This is a genomic window from Streptomyces chiangmaiensis (genome assembly GCF_036281785.1).
Lineage (GTDB): Bacteria > Actinomycetota > Actinomycetes > Streptomycetales > Streptomycetaceae > Streptomyces > Streptomyces chiangmaiensis.
Genome location: NZ_JAYWVC010000157.1, coordinates 1 through 19,333 on the forward strand (window position 1 = coordinate 1; position 19,333 = coordinate 19,333).

Genomic DNA, 19,333 nt, shown 5'->3' on the forward strand with positions numbered 1-19,333 from the left:
CGACAGGTCGTCCTGGGTCCCGAGCCAGGCGCCAGAGTGATGGGACGAGATAGGGCGGTCGTGCGCCGGTCACGCTGTAACATGAGGCACATTGGAACAAAAACGTTCGAATACCTGCCAGCAACCAGCACTGACGCCGCCGATGGCCGTGGCCAAGCGGCGCAACGAACTACGCCAGCCCGGGGTCAGCTCAAGAACTCGGCCAGCGGGAACGAACGGCGACTCCGCGGTGGAATCAGAAAGTTCTGGCGGTGCGTGGTGTGAACTACTGCGTTCAGGCCGGCCTTGGGTGAGCGCGGGGAGAAGTCGATTCTTTTACCGTCAGGGTAGTAGCCGTCCATCGCCGGGCGAATACGGTTAAACGTCTCGGACGTCGGCACGAAGATCAGAAAGTGCAACCCGGCTGCCTTCTGGGTGCTGTAATGGTCGCCGACCGGTCGGAGGTATAGCGGAACGGGTTGTCCAGCGTGGCGCGTCCGGACGACTGAAGGCCGTCAGGGCGATATCGTCATAAAATTGGCAAGCCATTCTCGGCCCACCGTGCCGAAGATGGCATCGTAAATGCGTGTGAAACAGATCGGAACCAGACAGGCCGACTACTCCGCGTCGCCACCGCGACGAGCGCGGCGGGGAGCGCCGGGTTGCTGCTGTCCCCGAGGCGTGCCTCGGCCCTCGTTCCTGGGTCGGCCAAGGTACCCCCTATAGCCAAGGCGTCCGCGCTCCCCAACGAGATCCTGCAGCCCGGCAAGGGGCCCATCCACGGTCAGCACTACCTGCATTCCCTGCCCGACCAGGTCCGCTGGGGCTACGTCCCGGCGCTCGGCGCCGCGCCGGTGCTGCGGATGCGCTCGGAGGAAACGGTGACCGTCGATTCGATCTCGCACGAGGGCCTCCTGGAGGACCAGGGGCGCGACCCGATAGCCTTCTTCGGCTCCCACGGGGTGCCCGCTGACCAGGTGCTCAGCGACGCGATCGCGGTTGCCCGCCACTACACCAGGACCCGCAGGAGCTTCGACGTCGACGGGCCGCACGTGGTGACCGGGCCGGTGTATGTCGAAGGCGCGAGGCCCGGTGACGTGCTGAAGATCGAAGTGCTCTCGCTGCTGCTCAGGGTTCCCTATGGTGTCGTGTCGAACCGCCACGGGTTGGGTGCCCTCGCCCGTAAGCCCGGTGGTGGACCACCGGCGGGCATCACGTTGAACGAGGTCATGCCGCCGGTGTCGACCGACGGCCGTGCCACGCGGAATCCGTTGGACTACGGCGACGTCTTCGAGTTCACGCCGGTCCGCCGAGGCCGTGACGGTGGGCCCGTCGGAGTACTGCCGGTGGGGACCTCGGGTCAGGCAGCGTTCCCGCTCCACCCCCACATGGGCATGATGGGCGTCGCCTTTGCCTCGGTGGACGCGCTCACGGCGCCGCAGCTCAACTCCATCCCACCGACCCTCGGGGCGGGCAACATCGACATCAGGCTGCTCGGTGAGGGTGCAACCTTCTACGTTCCGGTGTTCTCGGAAGGCGCGCTGTTCTACACGGGCGACTCGCACATGGCTATGGGCAACGGGGAGGTGGCGCTCACCGCGATGGAGGGGTCGCTGCGCACGACGTTCCGACTGACGGTATGCAAGAAGGGCTCCGGCGACGCACCGTCCGTCGCCTTCTACTACCCGTTCGCCGAGACTCCCCAAGCGTGGGTGGCGGTCGGCCTGTCCGACCCCGACGGATCCCAGCACGGGCAGTGCCAGACGCTACGGCACCCGGATCGACTCCTACCCCTTCCCCAAGGGCGACAACGTCCGCCAGGAGTGGGCCGCCGAGCAGGTCGGCCGGGACGGCTTCACCATCCTGGAGGCCGTCTGGGCACCTCAGGCTCCAGCGTGGTTACGGGAAGTCCCCGCTGTCCAGGTCCTGCGCCGGGCCTGGGTGGAGCGGTACCACCGCGACGGCGAGGATGTGCTCTCGGGGGAGGGCAAAGACCTCCCGCCGTTCAGACGCCGGGCTCTCCTCGCCCTATGATCCCGACGCCCGCTACGCGACCGGTGGAGACGAGTGGTACGGGGGAGTTTCTCCGGGCCGGATCGACGCCCTTGTTGGGTGACGACGGTCAGAAGGTGGATCCGTGCAGGCGTCGAAACGACCGCCGGCGCGGCCAGCCGCTCGCGCACCGGGCTCTGCCGGTGCGGCTGTTCGGCCAAGACATCCACGAGCACTTCAGGTAGGGCCGGCCCCAGCAGGCCACCGGGGCCCGGGCGCTACCCCCGATCCCCGAGGGCTGCCGGAGGCTGGGGGGAGGGAGTAGGTGCGCCCATGCGTTGGGCTGCCATGACTTGTCCGGCCTCCGCGTCGGACGAAGCGACCACCTCGGAGCGACGACTGCCCCGGTCCATGAGGCCGCCCGTGAAGGCGAGGCCGAGACCGGCCATGGCGAGAGCCGCGCCGATCAGGTTGGGCGAGGCCCAGCCCCAGCCCGCCGAGATGACCAGGCCGCCAAGCCAGGCGCCGCCCGCGTTGGCAAGATTGAAGGCGGAGTGGTTGGAGGCCGCCGCCATCGTCGGAGCGTTCTGCGCCTTGGCCATGAGCAGCATCTGGACGGGCGTGGTGATGAGGGAACCCAGCGCGCCGATGAAGGTGATCGTCACCAGCGCGGGCACGGTGCTGTGGACGGTGAAGTAGAACGTCACTAGCGCTGCGGCGAGCAGAGCAAGACCCGCGTACAGCGTCGGCCGCAGAGCGCGGTCCGTGAGTGGGCCCGCAACCAGAGTGCCGAGGGTCATGCCGACGCCGTAGAGCGCGAGGACCAGGGTGGTCGAGGAGTCGGAGATGCCCGTCAGGTGCGTCAGCATGGGCACGAGGTAGCTGTAGACGGCGAAGAAGCCACCGAACCCGACAACGGCCGTGGCCAGGCCGATCGCCACCTGCTTGTTGCCCATCGCCCGCAGCTCGTGCCGGATGCCGGACTGCTGGCCGCGTGGCTGGTGAGGAATGAAGAAGGCCAGCGAGGCAAGGGCGACGAGGCCGATGACGGCGACCGCGTAGTAGGCGGACCGCCAGCCCAGCTGCTGGCCGAGGGCCGTGCCGGCCGGTACACCGACGATGTTGGCAATGGTGAGTCCGAGGAACATCCTCGAGACGGCACGTGCCGCCCGTTCGGGGGCGACCAGCCGGGAGGCGACGACGGCGCCTACGCCGAACAGTGCTCCGTGCGGCAAACCTGCCAGGAAGCGCGCGGCAAAGAGCAGGCCGAAGTCGGGAGCGAGCGCGGACGCGGTGTTGCCGACCACGAATAGCCCGGACAGGAGCAGCAGCAGCCGCTTGTGGGATACGCGCGCCCCGATGCCCGTCAGCACGGGGGCGCCGACGACGACGCCGAGCGCGTAAGCCGAGACGAGGTTGCCGGCGTGCGGCACGGACACGCCGATCCCGTCAGCGATCTGGGGCAGCAGCCCCATCGTGGCGAACTCGGTCGTGCCGACGCCGAACGCGACGACAGCCAGGGCCAGCAGAGCCAGTGGCATGGCGTAGGGGAACCTTTCGAGACAGCGGTCCGGGGACGGATGGAGGAAGGCGTGCCTGGGGTCCTCTCCGGCCCCGTGACCAGCCCTGCGCAACCCCAGAACGAGGCAAGCCCCCTGAGGGCAGCAGCGGGACAAGGCCTCGCATTCCAAGATTGATCAGCACATGTCGGTGACCTCTGTCACGCCGTCTTTGCGGGTGACGGGGCACGAGGAGGTATGTCTGAACGCGCACCCGCGCAGTGGCGGCAGCGATGGGACGTGTGACATCGGGGGATGGCGGCTCGTTGGGGAGCAGGCTGAGCCGGTGGTGGCGCGCATGCGTACGGCGGGCGGAGGCCGGTGAGTCCGACGGTGTGTGCCGAGGCCGTCGAGGGAGCGTCGCGGCGAGGGCCGGGGCGGGCCCTGCAGCGCCCAGCGGGCCGGCGGTGTCAGCGGGCCGCCCATGCTTCCACCGCTGTCGTCACCGGCGCCCCCGTCCGAGCCGACTCCTCGACCGCCATCGCCAGCAGATGGTCCTGGCAGCCCTCGGCCAGCGGATACGGTTCCGGGCTGGCGTCCCGCACCCATGCGCCCGTGCGGCACAGCAGGTCCACTACCGCGAGATCGTCCTCGGACAGGCTCGCGCCCAGATAGTCGTTGCGCCACACCACCCGTCCGTCGAAGGAGATGTGGTGCACCTCGGCGCCTTCCAGGTTGAGATCCGTGCCGGTGCGGCGCCGCATCAGAGGGGACTCCACGGGGCTACGTGGATCGGCCATCCGCACCACGGTGTCGTCCACGATCTCGCCGAGTGAGCCGCGCACCACGACGCGGCGGGCTCGCAGCGGATTCCACCACTGGTTGTCCGTGAAGTCGTACAGGCCCGTGCGGGCCGCGCCGAAGTCGAGGAAAGCGAGGGTGGTGACGGCGTCCTTGGGCATCAGGTCGTCCGACCAGCCGCGGGGGGACAGCGGGTCGGCGAGCGGGGCGGTGAAGGCCCGGGCCGTCACCGTCGCGGGCCTGGAACCGACGTCCAGCGTGTGCCGGATCAGCGAGATCGCGTGGTACATGTGTGTCGAGGACACCTGGACCGACGTGACCTCGCCGATCAGGCCCTGCCTCACGAGCGCGATACGAGCGGCGTGGCCCGGCATGAGCGGGTACTGCTCAGCAACTTGGACGAGTGCACCGCCGCCGACGCGTGTTGCGCCCCCGACGGCGCCCCACAACTCCCGCAGCCCGACAACGTCGGGTGCCGGCGGCGTTTCGGCGAGGACCGGTACCTCGCGCTCGACGAGTTCTCTTACGACCTCGGGCGTGACGTCCCACGGCACCGACGCGACCACGAACTCCGGCCCGATGCTGCACAGTTCGCCGACCGTGCCGAAGGCGGGTACCCCCCACGCGGCCTCAACCTGCGCGGCCCGTGCGGCCGAGCGCGTTACCACGCCGGCCACTGCCAGCCGTTCCGGCAGCGCCCGCGCCAGCCGTGCGAGGAACGCAGCGCGCCAGCCACTGCCCACGATGCCGAAACGTACGGGTGCCGCGCTCACGTGTCCGCTCCTTCATACATGGGGCCGGGGAGTCCATCTGCGTGCCGACGTGAGGTGATCGCCGCTGTCGGCTCCGCCGCCCCGTGGAACTCGGCGATCAGTTCCGCTTGCGCCAGGGGCGCCGTGGTGTCGACGAGATCGCGCGCGGCAACGACCATGCGGCCGAGGCAGTGGCCCCGCGGGCCGCCATGGCCCACTCCGCGTCGTCATCCCGACGGGTACGTGCGCATTCCTTGGAGCCCTCGTGCGACGCGGACTCGGTGGCCGAGCCGGCGTCAAGCGCAAGCTGCACCGTGTCACACGCTGTCCAGCTCGGCGATTTCCTCGTCCGTCAGCTTCAGGTCCGCAGACGCTGCCGAGTCGCGGATGGTCTCCGGTCGGCTCGCGCCGGGGATCGGAACGACGGCCGGCGACTTGGCGAGCATCCAGGCCAGACAGACCTGCTGTGGGGTGACCCGGTGAGCCTCGGCAACCCGCGCGAACGGTGCGTAAGCCGAACCGAGTTTGCGCGCACGGGAGATGCCGCCCAGAGGACTCCACGGCAAGAACGCGATGCCGAGCTCGTCACACAGCCGAAGCTCCGGCTCGCTGGAGCGGAAGGCAGGCGAGAACTGGTTCTGGACGGAGACCAGGCGGCCGCCGAGGATCTCGTTGGCCTGCCGGATCTGCTCCGGGTTGGCGTTGGAGATACCGGCCATGCGGATCTTGCCCTCGTCGAGGAGCTCCCGCACCGCACCGACCGACTCCGCGTAGGGAATCCTGGGGTCGGGACGGTGGAACTGGTAGAGCCCGATGGCCTCCACGCCAAGGCGGCGCAGGGAGGCTTCACAGGCCTCCTTGATGTGCTTGGGGGAGCCGTCCAGCGTCCAGCTGCCGTCTCCGGGGCGCAGGTGGCCGCCCTTCGTGGCGACGAGGATCTGCGCACCCAGCGCGTGGCGGGCGAGAGCCTTGGCGATCAGGGTTTCGTTGTGACCGACTTCACCGGCGTCCCGGTGATAGGCGTCGGCGGTGTCGATCAGCGTCACACCGGCGTCGAGCGCGGCGTGAACAGTGGCGAGGGAGCGTGCCTCCTCCGGGCGGCCCTCGATCGACATGGGCATGCCGCCCAGGCCGATCGCGCTGACCTCGGTGTCACCGATTCGGCGAGTGTGCATGTGCTCGAGACCTCTTTCGACTTTCAGGCGGAACTGATGCCGGCCAATACCTGAGCTACGGGACTGCGGCGACGTCGGCACAACCCAGCGTCGATGAGCAGCAGCCAGGGGTCCAATAGAAGAAGGCGAACGCATTCAGCAGCAAATTCTCTGAATGGGGTGACCTTCACAACGCTCACCGATTGCAGCGCGAGCCGGATCGCGCGCAACGGTATGTCACTGGGCGCGTTCCGACTCCAGGAATCTCGCGGCAGTGCAGCCGCGCGCATGGCTGCCCCCGCTGCACCCCATCAGGCGGTGCACCGGCCAGGGTCTCCCGCACCACGATCGCCGCGCGCTCCGCATCCTCCCGCGAGACGTCGAGGTGGAACACGAAGCGGAACTGCGGTCCGCCCGTGCACAGCACACCCCTTGCCGCCAGCCGCCCCACCAGGTCCTGCGGCGTGACGCCCGCAATGGCCCGTGCGAACACCATATTGGTGCGTGCCGCGGCGACCTCCAGCCCCGGCACGCCGTCGAGGGCCTCGGCGAACAGGGCGGCGTTCGCGTGGTCCTCGGCCAACCGCTCGACGTGGTGGTCCAGCGCGTACGACGCGGCCGCAGCCAGCACTCCCGCCTGCCGCAAGCCGCCGCCCAGAACCTTCCTCCACCGCCGGGCCTCGCCGACGAATTCCCGCGAACCGAGCAACACCGAGCCCACCGGTGCTCTCAAGCCCTTGCTGAAGCACACCGACACGCTGTCGAAACGCTCCGCGATCTTCCGGGCCCCGTTGTACGGATCGCCGCCGCCGGCCACCGCGGCATTGAACAGCCTGGCACCGTCCAGGTGCGTCGCCAGCCCGTGCTTGTGGGCCACAGCCGTGGCTGCCTCCAGATACTCGGGCTCGATCACCGTGCCGCCGAACGTGTTCTCCAGACACAGCAGCCGGGTCCGCGCGAAATGCGGATCGTCCGGCTTGACCGCTGCCTCGATCCGCGTGAGGTCGAGCGTCCCGTCCTCCCCGTGCGGCAACGGCTGCGGCTGAATCCCTCCGAGCGCGGCCGCACCGCCGCCCTCATGGGAGTAGAGGTGCGCGTTCCCGCCAGCGATGTACTCGTCACCGCGCCCGCAGTGACTGAGCAGTGCGCACAGATTGCCTTGGGTGCCCGACGAGACGAAGAGCGCGGCTGGGAAGCCGAGCAACCCCGCCACCCGTTCCTGGAACGCGTTCACGCTCGCACGGATCCTGCTCGGCGCGGCACCACCGGTAGTAGGTGGAGGAGGGGACGTGCAGTTCCCGGAGTACGGGCTCGACCCCCAGATGCGGGTGCTCGTCGATGAGCGCTCTCACCTGGGCCGGGTCGGGTCGAGCTGCGCGGCGAAAAAAGCCGAAGCCGTCCGCAGGACCTCGTTCGCCCGGCGCAGCTCGCGTACCTCGCGGCGCAGCTGGGCCAGCTCCTCCTTCTCCTCGGTGGTGAGCAGGTCGTCCCGCTCGCCGGCATCCGCCTCGGCCTGCCGGATCCAGCCGCGCAGGGCCTCGTGATGCACGCCGAGTTCCTCGGCCATGCGACGGATGACGGGCTTCGGTTCCGACGCGCGGTACATCCGCACCGCACGTTCACGCAACTCCAGCGGCTATTTCCTGGGGGCAGGCATCGTCAGATCTCCTCTCACGAGATCCATCTGACCTGCTGTCACCCCTCCTCGCATCTCGGGGGAACCTCAGCCGGTGACCTGCACCGCGCCCAAGGCCTGATCCCGGCCGCTGGGGAATACGTCAACGCCATCACCCAGCCGTACGAACGAGAGCAGGCGCTGACGGACCTCGCGGCGGCCGTCGCCAAAGCCGGCGACGACGACGGCGCCGAGCAACTTGCCAGAGCGATCAGCAGTACATTCCAGCAGGTGCGTGCGCTGACCCGGCTGGTGGGCGTGGCGGCCCGGGCCGGACGGCGGACACGCGCGGAGGAACTCGCCCGCACCGTAGTGGACATGACCAGCAGGTCCACCGACGACTCCTCATCGGCGTGGCTGCTGACGGAGCTGGTGACGGCGGTCGCCGGGAGCGGCGACACCCACCGCGCCGGTGAACTCGCCCGCGCGGCGGCGGCACGGGCTTACGACTTGATGTGCGATTGAGGGTGGGGCGTGCTGGCCTGGAGGGTTGGCTGGTGGGTGATTACCGCATGGCTGTGCGGTCGGAGACCAGGCCGGCGATGGCCAGGTGGGTCTCGTCGTAGTACTCGCGGCGTCCGATCCACCGCTGGAGGGGCCGCCACTGCTTGTGCTCGGCGTTGGCGTGCTCGACCGGGATCCGTTCGGAGGACTGTTGCGTGCGGGCCGCCTGCCAGTCGGCCACTTCCTTGGGTGAGGCGTCCTTCTTCGGCTTCAGCGGCGGGGCTTCGATCTGGTCCGGGAACTGCTTGGCCAGGCCCCGATAGCCCGCGTCCACCTTGGCTTTTACCTGGGGGAACCGCTCGAACAGGTCGCAGATGCCCTCGGTCTTCAGCGCCGTCTGATCGTGCATACGACCGGGCCGCAAGGCCCCGGTCCACAGCGTGCGGCCCTTCTCGTCACTGATGACGGTGGCCTTCTTGGTGTTCTGCTTCATCTTGCCGGAGACGAAAGCGCGCCGCCCAGGCCTGTTCGCCCGGGGGCGGCGCACTCTCACCTCGGTTCCGTCGATCCGCAACTCCACGCCATGGCAAGCGGCATAGGCGAAAACGTCAGCCAGGGTGCGAAGCCGCAGGTCCGGGGCTGCAGGGATGGCGAAGCCCCGGGCGGCAAGCAAGGGGCGCACCTCGTGAACGGCGCGGGTGATCGTGGAGCGGTCCACGCCGTAGAACAGGGCGAGGGCGGCGTGCGGGAGTTGGAAGCGCAGCACGACCAGGGTGGCAATGACCCGGTCGGTGAAGACGAGTTCATGGTCGGGGCCGGCTCCTGCGGCGCGCTGCCGGTCATGGCCTCGGCGTTCACGCAGCCGGGACTCCTCACGGGCCGTCCACGGCTCGGCCAGCTCCGCGATCAGCTTGCTTAAGCGGCGGCGCTGGATGCCGGTACAGATACGATGGCTCAAGGCCGTGCGGGCCCATCCTGACGTCACAATCATGATCGTTCCGCACGGCCGTTCACGTACTCAGGGCGGGGTGTCAGCTATCGCGCACCAAGTCGTTACGCGATCCCCGGCCCGAGACAGCAACTGTGGCAGCTGGGAGAGCTGGCGACCGCCGTGACGGCGGTCGGCGACCAGGATCTCGCCATGAGTCTTCTCCGCACCGCCGACCGGCTCCTGCGCGGCTTCGACCGCAACGAACAAGAAGCGCTACGGGGCGACCTGGCGAAGGTCGTGGCTGCGGCCGGAGACTACGCCGCCGCCGAGCAGCTCGCCGAGGGCATCTTCGACACCGGTGAGCAGGCACTGGTTCTGGCGAAGATTGCCGAGGCAGCTGCCGCGGCCGACGACCATGATCGCGTAGCGGAACTGACCGACATGGTAGAGGAACTCCGTTCCTTGGCCACAAACACAAATCTGCTCGTCCAGGCCTTGACGGCGCTGGTGGAGGCCGTGACGGCGACCGGCGACCACGGCCGTGCCGAGACACTCGCCCACGCCATTCCTGAACCTGATCAGCAAGCGTGGACGCTTGCGCAACTGGCCAAAGCAGCCGAACCAGCTCAGGCCGTGCGGTTGATCGCCGAGGCATTCCACCAAGGCAGATGGACGATTCCACTGGCCAGTCTGGCCGCGCTGGATCCCTCCGTCGTGCAGATGCTCGCTGATGAGCACGCTTCTCGACACACCCTGCGCGCGGCCTCAGGCCAGACCCTGGCGCCGCCCTCTGCGTAGTTCCGCACGGCCCCGGCGCCTCGGTGTGGCCCGGCGCGGTCCTGGCCCTGCCGCCCGCCCCGCCCCGTGCGGCTGGCCCTGGCGCGGAATGCGACGGGCGCCGCAGATCGCCCGCCCGCTGGCCCTGGCCCTCGACGAAGCCCCCGCACCCGCCGTCTACGCCCAACTCGCCGCCGATGCCCGTGCTTTGACCCAGCAGCGCGGCCCCGAGCAGCTTTCCGCGCACGATGCTCTCTTTTGGCCTCCTCCGCCGCGACCTCGTCGTGGGACCCGAACGACTCGCGATGCTCGGCGACGCCGTGTTCGCCATCGCGATCACACTGCTCGCATTCGAGATCACCGTCCCTGAGGGCCTGCCCGAATCCCATGTCGCCCACGCCGTCCGGGACGCGATGCCCACCGTCGGCGCGTATCTGTTCAGCTTCGCCGTCATCGGCGCACTCTGGCCGGCCCAGCACGCCCTGTTCCATCTGATCACGACGCTCGACCGCTGGCTGCTTTACCTCTGCTTCGCCCTCCTCGCAGTCGTGGCCACGCTCCCGTTCCCGACCCGGCTGATCAGCGAGTACGGCGGCACGGCGACGGCAACCGCCTTCTATGCGCCGGCGATTGCCCTGAGCATCGCCCTCCTCTGCGGGATGTATCTGCGCCTCCTGGCCAGGCCCGCGCTGGCGGCGTCGCATGCTGCGCCCGCGCGGCTGAGGGAGGCGGTCCGCCGCAGCCTCCTGATGGCCCTGGTTTTCGCCGGCTCGCTCCCGGTGGCGTTCTTCTCGCCGACCCTCGCCAAGTGCTGCTGGCTGCTGGCGATCCCGGTTCGGCTGGTGTTCCGCGAGGCGCCCACCAGCGCACGGGACCGGCCGAGGAAAGTGCCGGTCAGGAGGGGTAGTCGGCCGGGGCGAGCGGCGATGAGTCGACGGGGCCAGGCGGACGCTTTTGGTGCCGGCGGCGCCGCCGAACGCGGTGGGACCGCGCTCGGTGAGATCCAGGCCGCGCCGGGCGACGAGCGACGGCACCGGTCACCGGTCGCCGAAGAATTCCCGCCCGACCTGGCCGGCCGCCGGACTCGCAGCGCTGCGAGGCCTCACCCCCGTATGCCGGTGACGGCAACACCCTCACGGAACGGCCCCTCGGCCATCAGGAAGGCGGGCAGGCCTCGAGCAGGGTGTCGGCCATCGCCACCGCCGCGGGAGATATGGGGAGTTCCGCCGTGGTGGCCAGTGACAGCGTCCACGTGATGGTGGGACTGATCGGAACGGCGCGGAGGTCCGTGTAGTGGCCGGCCGGCGTGGCGGGCATCAGGCTGATGCCGAGCCCGTTGCGGACGAGACCGGCGGCGGTGTCGTAGTCGGCCACCTCGTAGGGGGCGTCCGGGGCGATGCCTGCGGCGGCGAAGGCATCGTCGGTCTCTAGGCGGATACCCCAGCCTGCGGCGAAGCGCACGACCGTTTCCTCGGCAAGGTCCGCCACGTGGATCTGGCTGCTGTCGCCGAGCCGGTGGTCGGGTCGGCAGAGCAGGACCATGGGGTCGCGCGCGACCGGTCGAAGGGTGACCTGCCTCGATGCCGTGGTGGCCGCGACCAGGGCGAGGTCGAGTGAACCGTCCACGACGGCGGCGAGGTGCGCGGCTGTGCCGGTGACGCCCTGGTGCAGCCGAATCGACACCAGAGGATAGCGGGTGTGGAAGCGGCCCAGCGCAGCGGGCAGGTCGAGGGGCCCGGAGGACATCAGGATCCCGAGGTCGACGCTGCCGCCGAGCTGCTCCCGGTACTGGGCGACCGAATTCCTCGCGCGCCGGGCTGCGGCCAGGGTGCTGCGGGCCTCGGTGAGGAATGCGGCACCGGCGGGGGTCAGCGTGATCCGGTGCCCGGCCCGGTCGAGAAGCTGCATATCGAGCTCGCGTTCAAGCTTGGCGATGGCCGTCGACACTGCCGACTGCACGACATGGGCCCGCTCGGCACCCCGAGAGAAGCTGCGTTCCTCGGCGACGGCGACAAAGTACTCCAGCTGACGTAGCTCCATCCTCTCAATATCTCATATCGAGATGTTGACCATCTAAAGTTTTCGCTAGACGAGATGAAGCCTCCCGTCTGATGCTTTTCGGCAAGGACGCGGACAGAAAGGAGTCGAGCGATGTCCATCGATCTGACCGAGGAAACGATCACAGACGCCGTTCAGCAGACCTTTGAGGGGTGCACGAACGAGCGCATGCGCGAGGTCTTCGTGACGCTCGTCCAGCATCTGCACGACTTCGCCCGCGAGGTCCGACTCACCAGTGAGGAATGGTTCACCGCGGTCGACTTCCTGGAGCGGGTCGGTCGCATCTCCAGTCCGACCCGGCAGGAGTTCGTGCTGCTCTCGGACATCCTGGGGCTCAGCGTCCTGGTCGACCAGATCAACCACGGCAACGGCTCTGCCACCGACTCCACCCTGCTCGGCCCCTTCTATGTGGAAGGCCGGCCGCGCGCGGAGAACGGCGCCGACATCTCCGGCGGTGTCGCAGGCATGCCGTTGTTCTTCAGCGGCACGGTGGTGGACCCGGACGGGCGGCCGGTGGTCGGCGCGGACGTGGACACCTGGCACAGCGACAGTGAGGGTTTCTACGACGTGCAGCAGGCGGACAAGCTGCACGGCGAGCCCGCCATGCGGGCGCTACTGGACACGGACGACGACGGACGGTTCTGGTACCGCTCGATCGTGCCGCGGTACTACCCGGTCCCGACCGACGGACCCTGCGGCGAGATCCTCCGCGCCGCCGGGCGCTCGCCGATGCGGCCGGAGCACATCCATTTCTGGCTCCACGCCGAAGGCTACGAACCGCTGGTCACCATGCTGTTCCGCGGCGACGACCCGTACCTGGAGCGGGACGCTGTCTTCGGCGCCAAGCGCTCGCTGGTCGCCGACTTCGTCCAGCACGAGGCCGGCGAGACCGCGCCGCACGGCACCGTGATGTCCGAGCCCTTCCAGACCGTCGAGTGGACCTTCACCCTCGCCCCGGCTCGAGGGTGACCACACCGCACCGGACGTACCACCCGCTGATCATCAGCCCAGAAAGGACACCTGCGTGCGCGCGCTACGCTTCGACCAGTTCGGAGGCCCCGACGTCCTGCGGGTCGCCGAACTGCCTGATCCCCTGGCCACCGACGGCACGGCCGTGGTCGCCGTCCGGGCAGCCTCGGTCAACCCCTCCGACCTGAAGAACGTCGCCGGCATCATGGAGGGCACGGTGCTGCCCCGCGTGCCCGGCCGCGACTTCGCCGGCATCGTCGTCGACGGTCCACCGCAGTGGCGCGGCGTGGAGGTGTGGGGCACCGGCGGCGACGTTGGCTTCACCCTGGACGGCTCGCACGCGGAGTACATCCGTGTGCCGGTCACCGCACTCGCCCGCAAGCCGGCAGCACTGAGCTTCGAGGAGGCCTCGGCGGTCGGCGTCAACTTCGTGATTGGCTGGCTCGGTGCCGTCGAGATCGCGCACCTGAGCCGGGGTGAGACCGTCGTCGTCTTCGGCATTTCCGGCGGGGTGGGCGGCGCCGTCGCCCAGATCGCGCGGACCCGCGGGGCCCGGGTGCTCGGCGTCGACCGGGTTCCCCCCGCCGACGGCACTCCGGCAGCGGAGATCATCGACGCGTTCGTTCCCTTCACCCCCGACGCGGACGCCGTGGCCGACACCCTGCTCGCGCACACCGGCGGCCGGGGAGCCGAGGTCGTCTACGACGCAGTCGGCGGCGTCACCACCGCCGCGGCCCTCGCCTCGCTGGCCCAGCGGGGCAGACTGGTGGTCATCAGCGCGGTCGGCACACCCACGGTGGAGATCAACCTGCCGGACTTCTACCACCGCGAGGCCCGGATGCTGGGTGCGGACAGCCGCAAGCTCGACGTTACGGAGTCGGCCGAGTGTCTGGCCGTTCTCACCCCCTACTTCGAGCGCGGCGAGTTCCGGCCACTGCCGGTCGCGCACCAGTTCGGCCTCGATGAGGGACACAAGGCCTACACGGCGGTGGCGGAACAGGTTTCCGGCCGCGTCGTCATCGTTCCCTGAGGCCGCCCACGACCACTGAGAAAGGCGACGCCATGACGCGCTGCGCCGGCGCCCGTATCACCGTTCTCGACGAGAACTTCATCGACATCCTTCTGCCGTCGACCCCCCACGTACGCCGCTACAACATGGATCAGCACTTCAATTCCCGGTATGGCGAACTGCTCGCCGAGAACGGGTTGTGCTTCCTCGTGGAGACGTTCACCGAGGGCAGCTCCACGACGATCCTCTTCGACGCCGGGCTGACCGCCGACGTCGTGCTGCACAACGCGCACCACCTCGGCGTGGACCTGCACGAGGTGGAGGCGGTGGTGCTCAGCCACGGCCATCCCGACCACTTCGGCGGCATCAACGGAGTACTCGAGGCGATCGGCCATCCGACCCCGGTGATCGCACATCCCGACGCGTTCGACCCGCGGATGATCGTCAAACCGCACACCACCCTGCCGATGATCAACATCGGGCTGACACGGGAGGGAATCCGGACATCGGGCGGCCACCTGATGGAGGCACGGAACTCCATCCCGCTCGGCCCTGGCCTGCTCACCTCGGGCGAGATGCAGACCACCGCAGACTTCGAGTTCGAAGCCCCCGCCGGACGGCTGTGCGTCCACGCCGACGGCCGCGTCGAGGCGGACAACATCAACGACCACCAGGTCCTCGGCATCGACGTCGAGGGTCACGGGCTGATCGTCATCGACCCGTGCGGACACCGCGGGGTCGTCAGCTCGATCGAACACATGCGAGCCCTCACCGGCACCGACACGCTCTACGGCGTCCTCGGCGGATTCCACACCGGACACCCCGGCATCAGCGCCAACCGGATCGACAACACCGCCAAGGCGCTCGCCGCCTACGAGCCGCGGCTGGTCGCTCCCATGCACTGCAGCGGATTCCCGCTCAAGAAGGCCGTCGCCGACCTCGTCCCAGACGCCTTCGAAATCGTCACCGCCGGCACGGTGCTCACCATCGGTGACGTGCCGCCCGACACCCGTATCTGGCGCTGACGACACGGCCGTCCGAGTAACGAAAAAGGTCAACGATGACTCATAGAACGCTCATCAAGGGTGGCACGATCTACAGCGTCGATCCCGACATCGGGGAACTGCCCCGCGGTGACGTGCTGGTGGAAGACGACACGATCATGGCCGTGGCCGAGCACATCCCGGCGACGGATGCGCACATCATCGACGCCACCGACCGGATCGTCCTGCCGGGGCTGATCGACACCCACCGGCATCTGTGGCAGGCCGCGCTGCGGCAGCTCGCGGCGGACTGGACCCTCGGCCAGTACATCGACCACATGCTGCTGGAACTGGGGCCGAGGTTCTCCCCGGACGACGTGTACGTGGCCGAACTGCTCGGCGCGATGGAGGCCATCGATGCCGGTGTCACCACCGTCATGGACTGGGCCCACATCATGCGCAGCCCGGACCACGCCGACGAGGCCGTACGCGGACTCGTCGACTCCGGCATCCGGGCGGTGTTCGGTTACGGCAACCCCGGAGGGCCGCCCGCCGACTGGTACGCCCGTGACGTGACAAGGGTGGCGGAGCGCTACTTCTCCTCCGAGGGTGGACTGGTCACGTTCGCGCTGGCCAGCATGGGTCCGGAGTTCGGGTCGGTCGAGGACACGCTGTCCGATCTCACACTGGCCCGCGAACTGGGCATCCGCGCCTCGATGCACGTGGGCGTCGGCGCACTGGGCAAGCAGCGGTCGATCACGGAGCTGCACCGACGCGGTCTGCTGGGCCCCGATCTGATTTACGTCCACTGCAACACCTGCACCGACGCCGAACTGCGGCTGATCGCCGACACCGGGGGACATGCCTCGATCTCGCCACGCGTGGAGATGCAGATGGGTCACGGTTATCCGGCGACCGGGCGGCTGTGCGCGGCGGGGGTGGTGCCGAGCCTGAGCATCGACGTGGTCTCCGGAGTGGGGGGCAGCCTCTTCGCCGAAATGCGCGGCACGCTCGAAGCCGAGCGCGGCTGGCAGCACCATGCCGCGCTCTCCCGCGACGAGACGCTGCCGGAGCTGACGATCAGCACCCGGGACGTGGTCCGCATGGCCACGATCGAAGGCGCGCGCACCCTCGGGCTGGAAAGCAGGATCGGGTCGCTGACCCCCGGCAAGCAGGCCGACATCATCCTGCTCGACACCGACCGGCCGAACCTGTCGCCCGTGAACAGCGTGTCCGCGGCCATCACCCTCGCCGACAACGAGAACGTCGACACCGTGCTGATCGCAGGCCGGGTGGTCAAGCAGGGCGGACGGATATCCGGGCACGACCTGCGGGCTGTACGAGGACGCGCACACAGTTCCCGGGACCGCCTTCTGGAGTCCTGGTCCGGCCCCCGCTCCACGGCCGCATCGGCGGCCCAGCCTCGCGCCTGACCCGTACCCCGGCGACGCGCGATCGACAACGACGAGGTTGTTTCATGGACACATCACCCGACACCGCTCCCGCCGATCAGATCTTCCTCAACGGGCTGGTCTGGCCGGGCGGTGCCCGACAGGTGGGACCCGAACCGACCGCACTGGCCGTGCGTGACGGCAGGGTGGTGGCGTACGGCAGTGACGCGGAGATCCGCGCCTTGTCCGGCAGTCGGTCGGCCACGGTCGACCTGCGTGGCCGCCGCGTGATTCCCGGCCTGATCGACGGCCACATGCACGCCGTGCGCGGCGGCGCGACCTGGGCGAGCGAACTGCGTTGGACGGACGTACCCGACCTGCCGACGGCGCTCGCCAGGCTTCGCGCCGCAGTCGAGACGGCGCGCCCCGGGGAATGGATCCGGGTCGTCGGCGGGTGGCACCCCTGCCAGTTCGCCGAATTGCGCGAGCCCACGCGTGCCGAGTTGGACGCACTCGCTCCGGACCACCCGGTGTACGTGCAGGCGCTGTACGAGGTGGCGGTGCTCAACTCGGCGGCGCTCCACGCGGCCGGCATCGACGCCGCCACCCCCGACCCCGACGGCGGTCACCTCGAGCGCGACCCGGTGACCGGCGAGCTCACCGGCAGGGTGTTCGGCATGGGCGCGTTCAACCGCGTCCTGGGCGCCATTGCACCTGTCACACCGGAGAGGGAACGACGCTCCACCGCGGCGATGCTGGCCGACCTGCACGCCCTCGGGTTGACCGGAATCGTCGACGCTGGCGGGTTCGGCATGCCGCCGCAACGGTACGAGCCGCTGTTCGCGCTCTGGCGCGACGGCGGTCTGTCGATGCGGATGCGGCTGTTCCTGTCCGCGGCGGACCCCGGGCAGGAATACAAGCAACTCGAGGAGTGGATGCGGCACACCCCGCCCCGGTTCGGCGACCCGATGCTGCGCTTCGCGGGCATCGGTGAGGTGGTGCACTACGGCTGCCACGACTTCGAAGGGCTCGAGGAGTTCTCGATCTCCGACGACGCCGCCGAGGAGCTCCAGCGGATCTCCTACCGCGCCGCCGAACAGGGCTGGCCGATGAACATCCATGCGGTGCTCGACGAGTCCATCGACAGGATCCTGACCTGCTGGGAAGCGGTGAACGAGCGGATCCCGCTGCGGGGGCTGCGGTTCTCGCTGTCCCACGCCGACCGCATCAGCGCGGGCAACCTGCGCCGGCTCGCCGCGTTGGGTGCGGGTGTGGTGCTGGACGACCACCAGGTCTTCAAGGCCGGCTTTTCGGAGGCGGCCTGGGGCGACGGTTCGATGACCGCAACACCGCCCATCGCGGACATGATCGCCGCCGGGATTCCCCTGGCAGCCGGTACCGACGCCACCCGCGCCTCCTCCCACAACCCCTGGTTGTCGTTGTGGTGGCTGATCACGGGAAACTCCGCGGACGGCGTACCGCGACGCGCCGCTCGCCACCGGATGTCCCGGGAGCGTGCCCTGGAGTGTTACACCACGGGCAGCGCCTGGCTCAGCTACGAGGAAAACACTCGCGGGCGTCTGAGACCCGGCACGCATGCCGACTTCGCGGTTCTCAGCGAGGACTGCTTCGCCGTGCCGGAGGACCGTATCCCCGGGCTCTACTCCGAGCTCACCGTGGTGGGAGGCGAGATCGCCCATACCACAGGAACCCTCGCCTGACGGCCGTAAACAGGGCGTTAGGCATTCGGCACACGTGCACGACGAAAGAGCCGTCCCATGACCTCAGACACCGGGCGCCCCCTTCGGGCCGACGCACGGCGCAATCGAGAGAAGATCCTCTCCACCGCGATACGCGTCTTCGCAGAACAGGGACTGGACGCGCGCCTCCATCGCATCGCCGAGGAAGCGGGTGTGGGAACCGGCACCCTCTACCGGAACTTCCCGACCCGGGAAGTCCTCATCGAGGCTGCCTACCGCAGCGAACTGAGCCGGCTGTGCGACTTTGTCCCCGAACTCCTGGCGACCCTGCCTCCGCACGAGGCACTCCGCGTCTGGATGGGCCGCTTCATCGACTACGCCACCGCCAGACTGGGGATGGCCGACACCTTGCGTACCTTCGTCGACTTCGGCTTCAACGCCTGCGGCCACAGCCGCAAGTTGATGATGACCGCCCTTACCTCACTCTTGAACGCCGGGTCCGCCGCCGGCACCATCCGGTCGGACATCGGCGCGGCCGACATGTTCGTCGCCCTCACGGGCGTCGCCCTGGCCTCGGGAAAGCCCGAACAACGCCAGCAGGCCGAACGCCTCCTCGACCTCATTCTCAACGGCTGCGCGACGGACCAGCGGGCCTGAGCGCCGCAGTTCGGCGGGGCTTCCCACGGCACAACGAAGCCGTGGCCGGGGCCAGTGAACTCCGCCGCAGATCGAGCACCTGACCGCCGCACTCGCCGAGACCGAAGCGTGTCTCGCGGACCTGGCCACCACCCAAAAGATCATCGCCGAACTCGCGCCGACCGGAGGCGCAGACGAGGCTGACCCGCCCGAGTCGACGACCGCCTACCAGACCATCGTGACCGCCTTCAACCAGCACCCCGACCAGGCATTCAGGGTCCGTGAACGGCACGAGCTCCTCGGCATGCCCACCGACGACCCGTGCATGAACGTCACCCGCAGTCGCCTCACCCGTCAAGGCTTCCTTACCCAACCCGGGCGAGGCATCTACCAGAAACGGACTTAACGCCCTCTCATGGAGCGACGACCCCGCATGCCCCGGCCACGAAGCCGGGGCATGCGGTGCTTCGTTATGGGTTCGCGGCCGGACGCGTCGCCGCCCATCGTCGGCCCGTATGCGTACAAGGGCCGCGGGCGAAGGCCGCGTACGGGCCGCTCGCCGTGTACCGCCCAGCCGTACCGC

Annotated in this window: 18 protein-coding genes; 10 read left to right on the forward strand and 8 right to left on the reverse strand. The window is 69.1% G+C overall.

What is annotated here, in order from left to right:
• Positions 1-641: 641 nt before the first annotated feature.
• Positions 642-2,216, forward strand: a complete 1,575-nt coding sequence (locus tag VXC91_RS31910) for an acetamidase/formamidase family protein (protein ID WP_329510828.1) — start codon at positions 642-644, stop codon at positions 2,214-2,216.
• 33 nt (positions 2,217-2,249) lie between these two features.
• Here VXC91_RS31910 and VXC91_RS31915 read toward each other — a convergent pair whose 3' ends face one another.
• From VXC91_RS31915 to VXC91_RS31940, 6 genes are all read right to left on the reverse strand, one after another.
• Positions 2,250-3,512 carry an MFS transporter gene (locus VXC91_RS31915; protein WP_329510829.1) on the reverse strand — a complete coding sequence of 421 codons (1,263 nt, stop codon included), beginning with the start codon at positions 3,510-3,512 and terminating at the stop codon, positions 2,250-2,252.
• Between the two features lie 428 nt (positions 3,513-3,940).
• Entirely contained in the window at positions 3,941-5,044 is a 1,104-nt protein-coding gene (locus VXC91_RS31920; protein WP_329510830.1) for a Gfo/Idh/MocA family oxidoreductase, read from the reverse strand.
• A 296-nt stretch (positions 5,045-5,340) separates the two neighbouring features.
• Complete coding sequence (locus VXC91_RS31925; protein ID WP_329510831.1) at positions 5,341-6,198, reverse strand: aldo/keto reductase; 858 nt, start codon at positions 6,196-6,198, stop codon at positions 5,341-5,343.
• A gap of 175 nt (positions 6,199-6,373) precedes the next feature.
• Positions 6,374-7,411: a low-specificity L-threonine aldolase gene (gene ltaE / locus VXC91_RS31930; protein ID WP_329510832.1), complete on the reverse strand. Its 1,038-nt coding sequence runs from the start codon at positions 7,409-7,411 to the stop codon at positions 6,374-6,376.
• A gap of 114 nt (positions 7,412-7,525) precedes the next feature.
• On the reverse strand, positions 7,526-7,783 hold the full coding sequence (locus VXC91_RS31935) for a transposase (RefSeq protein ID WP_329510845.1): 258 nt from the start codon (positions 7,781-7,783) through the stop codon (positions 7,526-7,528).
• A gap of 117 nt (positions 7,784-7,900) precedes the next feature.
• Positions 7,901-8,050, reverse strand: coding sequence for a hypothetical protein (locus tag VXC91_RS31940; protein ID WP_329510833.1), 150 nt, complete (start codon positions 8,048-8,050; stop codon positions 7,901-7,903).
• Between the two features lie 33 nt (positions 8,051-8,083).
• Between VXC91_RS31940 and VXC91_RS31945 the strand changes: the two genes are divergently transcribed.
• A complete protein-coding gene (locus VXC91_RS31945) occupies positions 8,084-8,317 on the forward strand; it encodes a hypothetical protein (protein ID WP_329510834.1) in 234 nt (77 codons plus the stop codon).
• A 40-nt stretch (positions 8,318-8,357) separates the two neighbouring features.
• Here VXC91_RS31945 and VXC91_RS31950 read toward each other — a convergent pair whose 3' ends face one another.
• Positions 8,358-9,287 carry a transposase family protein gene (locus VXC91_RS31950; RefSeq protein WP_329510835.1) on the reverse strand — a complete coding sequence of 310 codons (930 nt, stop codon included), beginning with the start codon at positions 9,285-9,287 and terminating at the stop codon, positions 8,358-8,360.
• A 150-nt stretch (positions 9,288-9,437) separates the two neighbouring features.
• On the opposite strand from VXC91_RS31950, the gene VXC91_RS31955 reads away from it, so the two are divergent.
• Together VXC91_RS31955 and VXC91_RS31960 are read left to right on the forward strand one after the other, a co-directional pair.
• Complete coding sequence (locus tag VXC91_RS31955) at positions 9,438-10,025, forward strand: hypothetical protein (protein WP_329510836.1); 588 nt, start codon at positions 9,438-9,440, stop codon at positions 10,023-10,025.
• Between the two features lie 227 nt (positions 10,026-10,252).
• Positions 10,253-11,260 carry a TMEM175 family protein gene (locus VXC91_RS31960; protein ID WP_329510837.1) on the forward strand — a complete coding sequence of 336 codons (1,008 nt, stop codon included), beginning with the start codon at positions 10,253-10,255 and terminating at the stop codon, positions 11,258-11,260.
• Here VXC91_RS31960 and VXC91_RS31965 read toward each other — a convergent pair.
• The gene (locus VXC91_RS31965; RefSeq protein WP_329510838.1) at positions 11,160-12,044 is read right to left on the reverse strand and encodes a LysR family transcriptional regulator; all 885 of its coding nucleotides are present in this window, start codon (positions 12,042-12,044) and stop codon (positions 11,160-11,162) included. The genes VXC91_RS31960 and VXC91_RS31965 overlap by 101 nt on opposite strands.
• 111 nt (positions 12,045-12,155) lie before the next feature.
• On the opposite strand from VXC91_RS31965, the gene VXC91_RS31970 reads away from it, so the two are divergent.
• Genes VXC91_RS31970 through VXC91_RS31995 form a run of 6 tightly spaced genes read left to right on the forward strand, consistent with a single transcriptional unit; the run spans position 12,156 to position 18,771 of the window.
• Positions 12,156-13,031, forward strand: a complete 876-nt coding sequence (locus VXC91_RS31970) for a dioxygenase family protein (protein ID WP_329510839.1) — start codon at positions 12,156-12,158, stop codon at positions 13,029-13,031.
• A gap of 55 nt (positions 13,032-13,086) precedes the next feature.
• The gene (locus VXC91_RS31975; RefSeq protein ID WP_329510840.1) at positions 13,087-14,061 is read left to right on the forward strand and encodes a quinone oxidoreductase family protein; all 975 of its coding nucleotides are present in this window, start codon (positions 13,087-13,089) and stop codon (positions 14,059-14,061) included.
• A gap of 32 nt (positions 14,062-14,093) precedes the next feature.
• Positions 14,094-15,065 carry an MBL fold metallo-hydrolase gene (locus tag VXC91_RS31980; RefSeq protein WP_329510841.1) on the forward strand — a complete coding sequence of 324 codons (972 nt, stop codon included), beginning with the start codon at positions 14,094-14,096 and terminating at the stop codon, positions 15,063-15,065.
• A gap of 35 nt (positions 15,066-15,100) precedes the next feature.
• Positions 15,101-16,456, forward strand: coding sequence for an amidohydrolase family protein (locus tag VXC91_RS31985; protein WP_329510842.1), 1,356 nt, complete (start codon positions 15,101-15,103; stop codon positions 16,454-16,456).
• 44 nt (positions 16,457-16,500) lie between these two features.
• Positions 16,501-18,135, forward strand: a complete 1,635-nt coding sequence (locus VXC91_RS31990; protein WP_329510843.1) for an amidohydrolase — start codon at positions 16,501-16,503, stop codon at positions 18,133-18,135.
• Between the two features lie 57 nt (positions 18,136-18,192).
• The gene (locus VXC91_RS31995; protein WP_329510844.1) at positions 18,193-18,771 is read left to right on the forward strand and encodes a TetR/AcrR family transcriptional regulator; all 579 of its coding nucleotides are present in this window, start codon (positions 18,193-18,195) and stop codon (positions 18,769-18,771) included.
• Positions 18,772-19,333 lie beyond the last annotated feature (562 nt).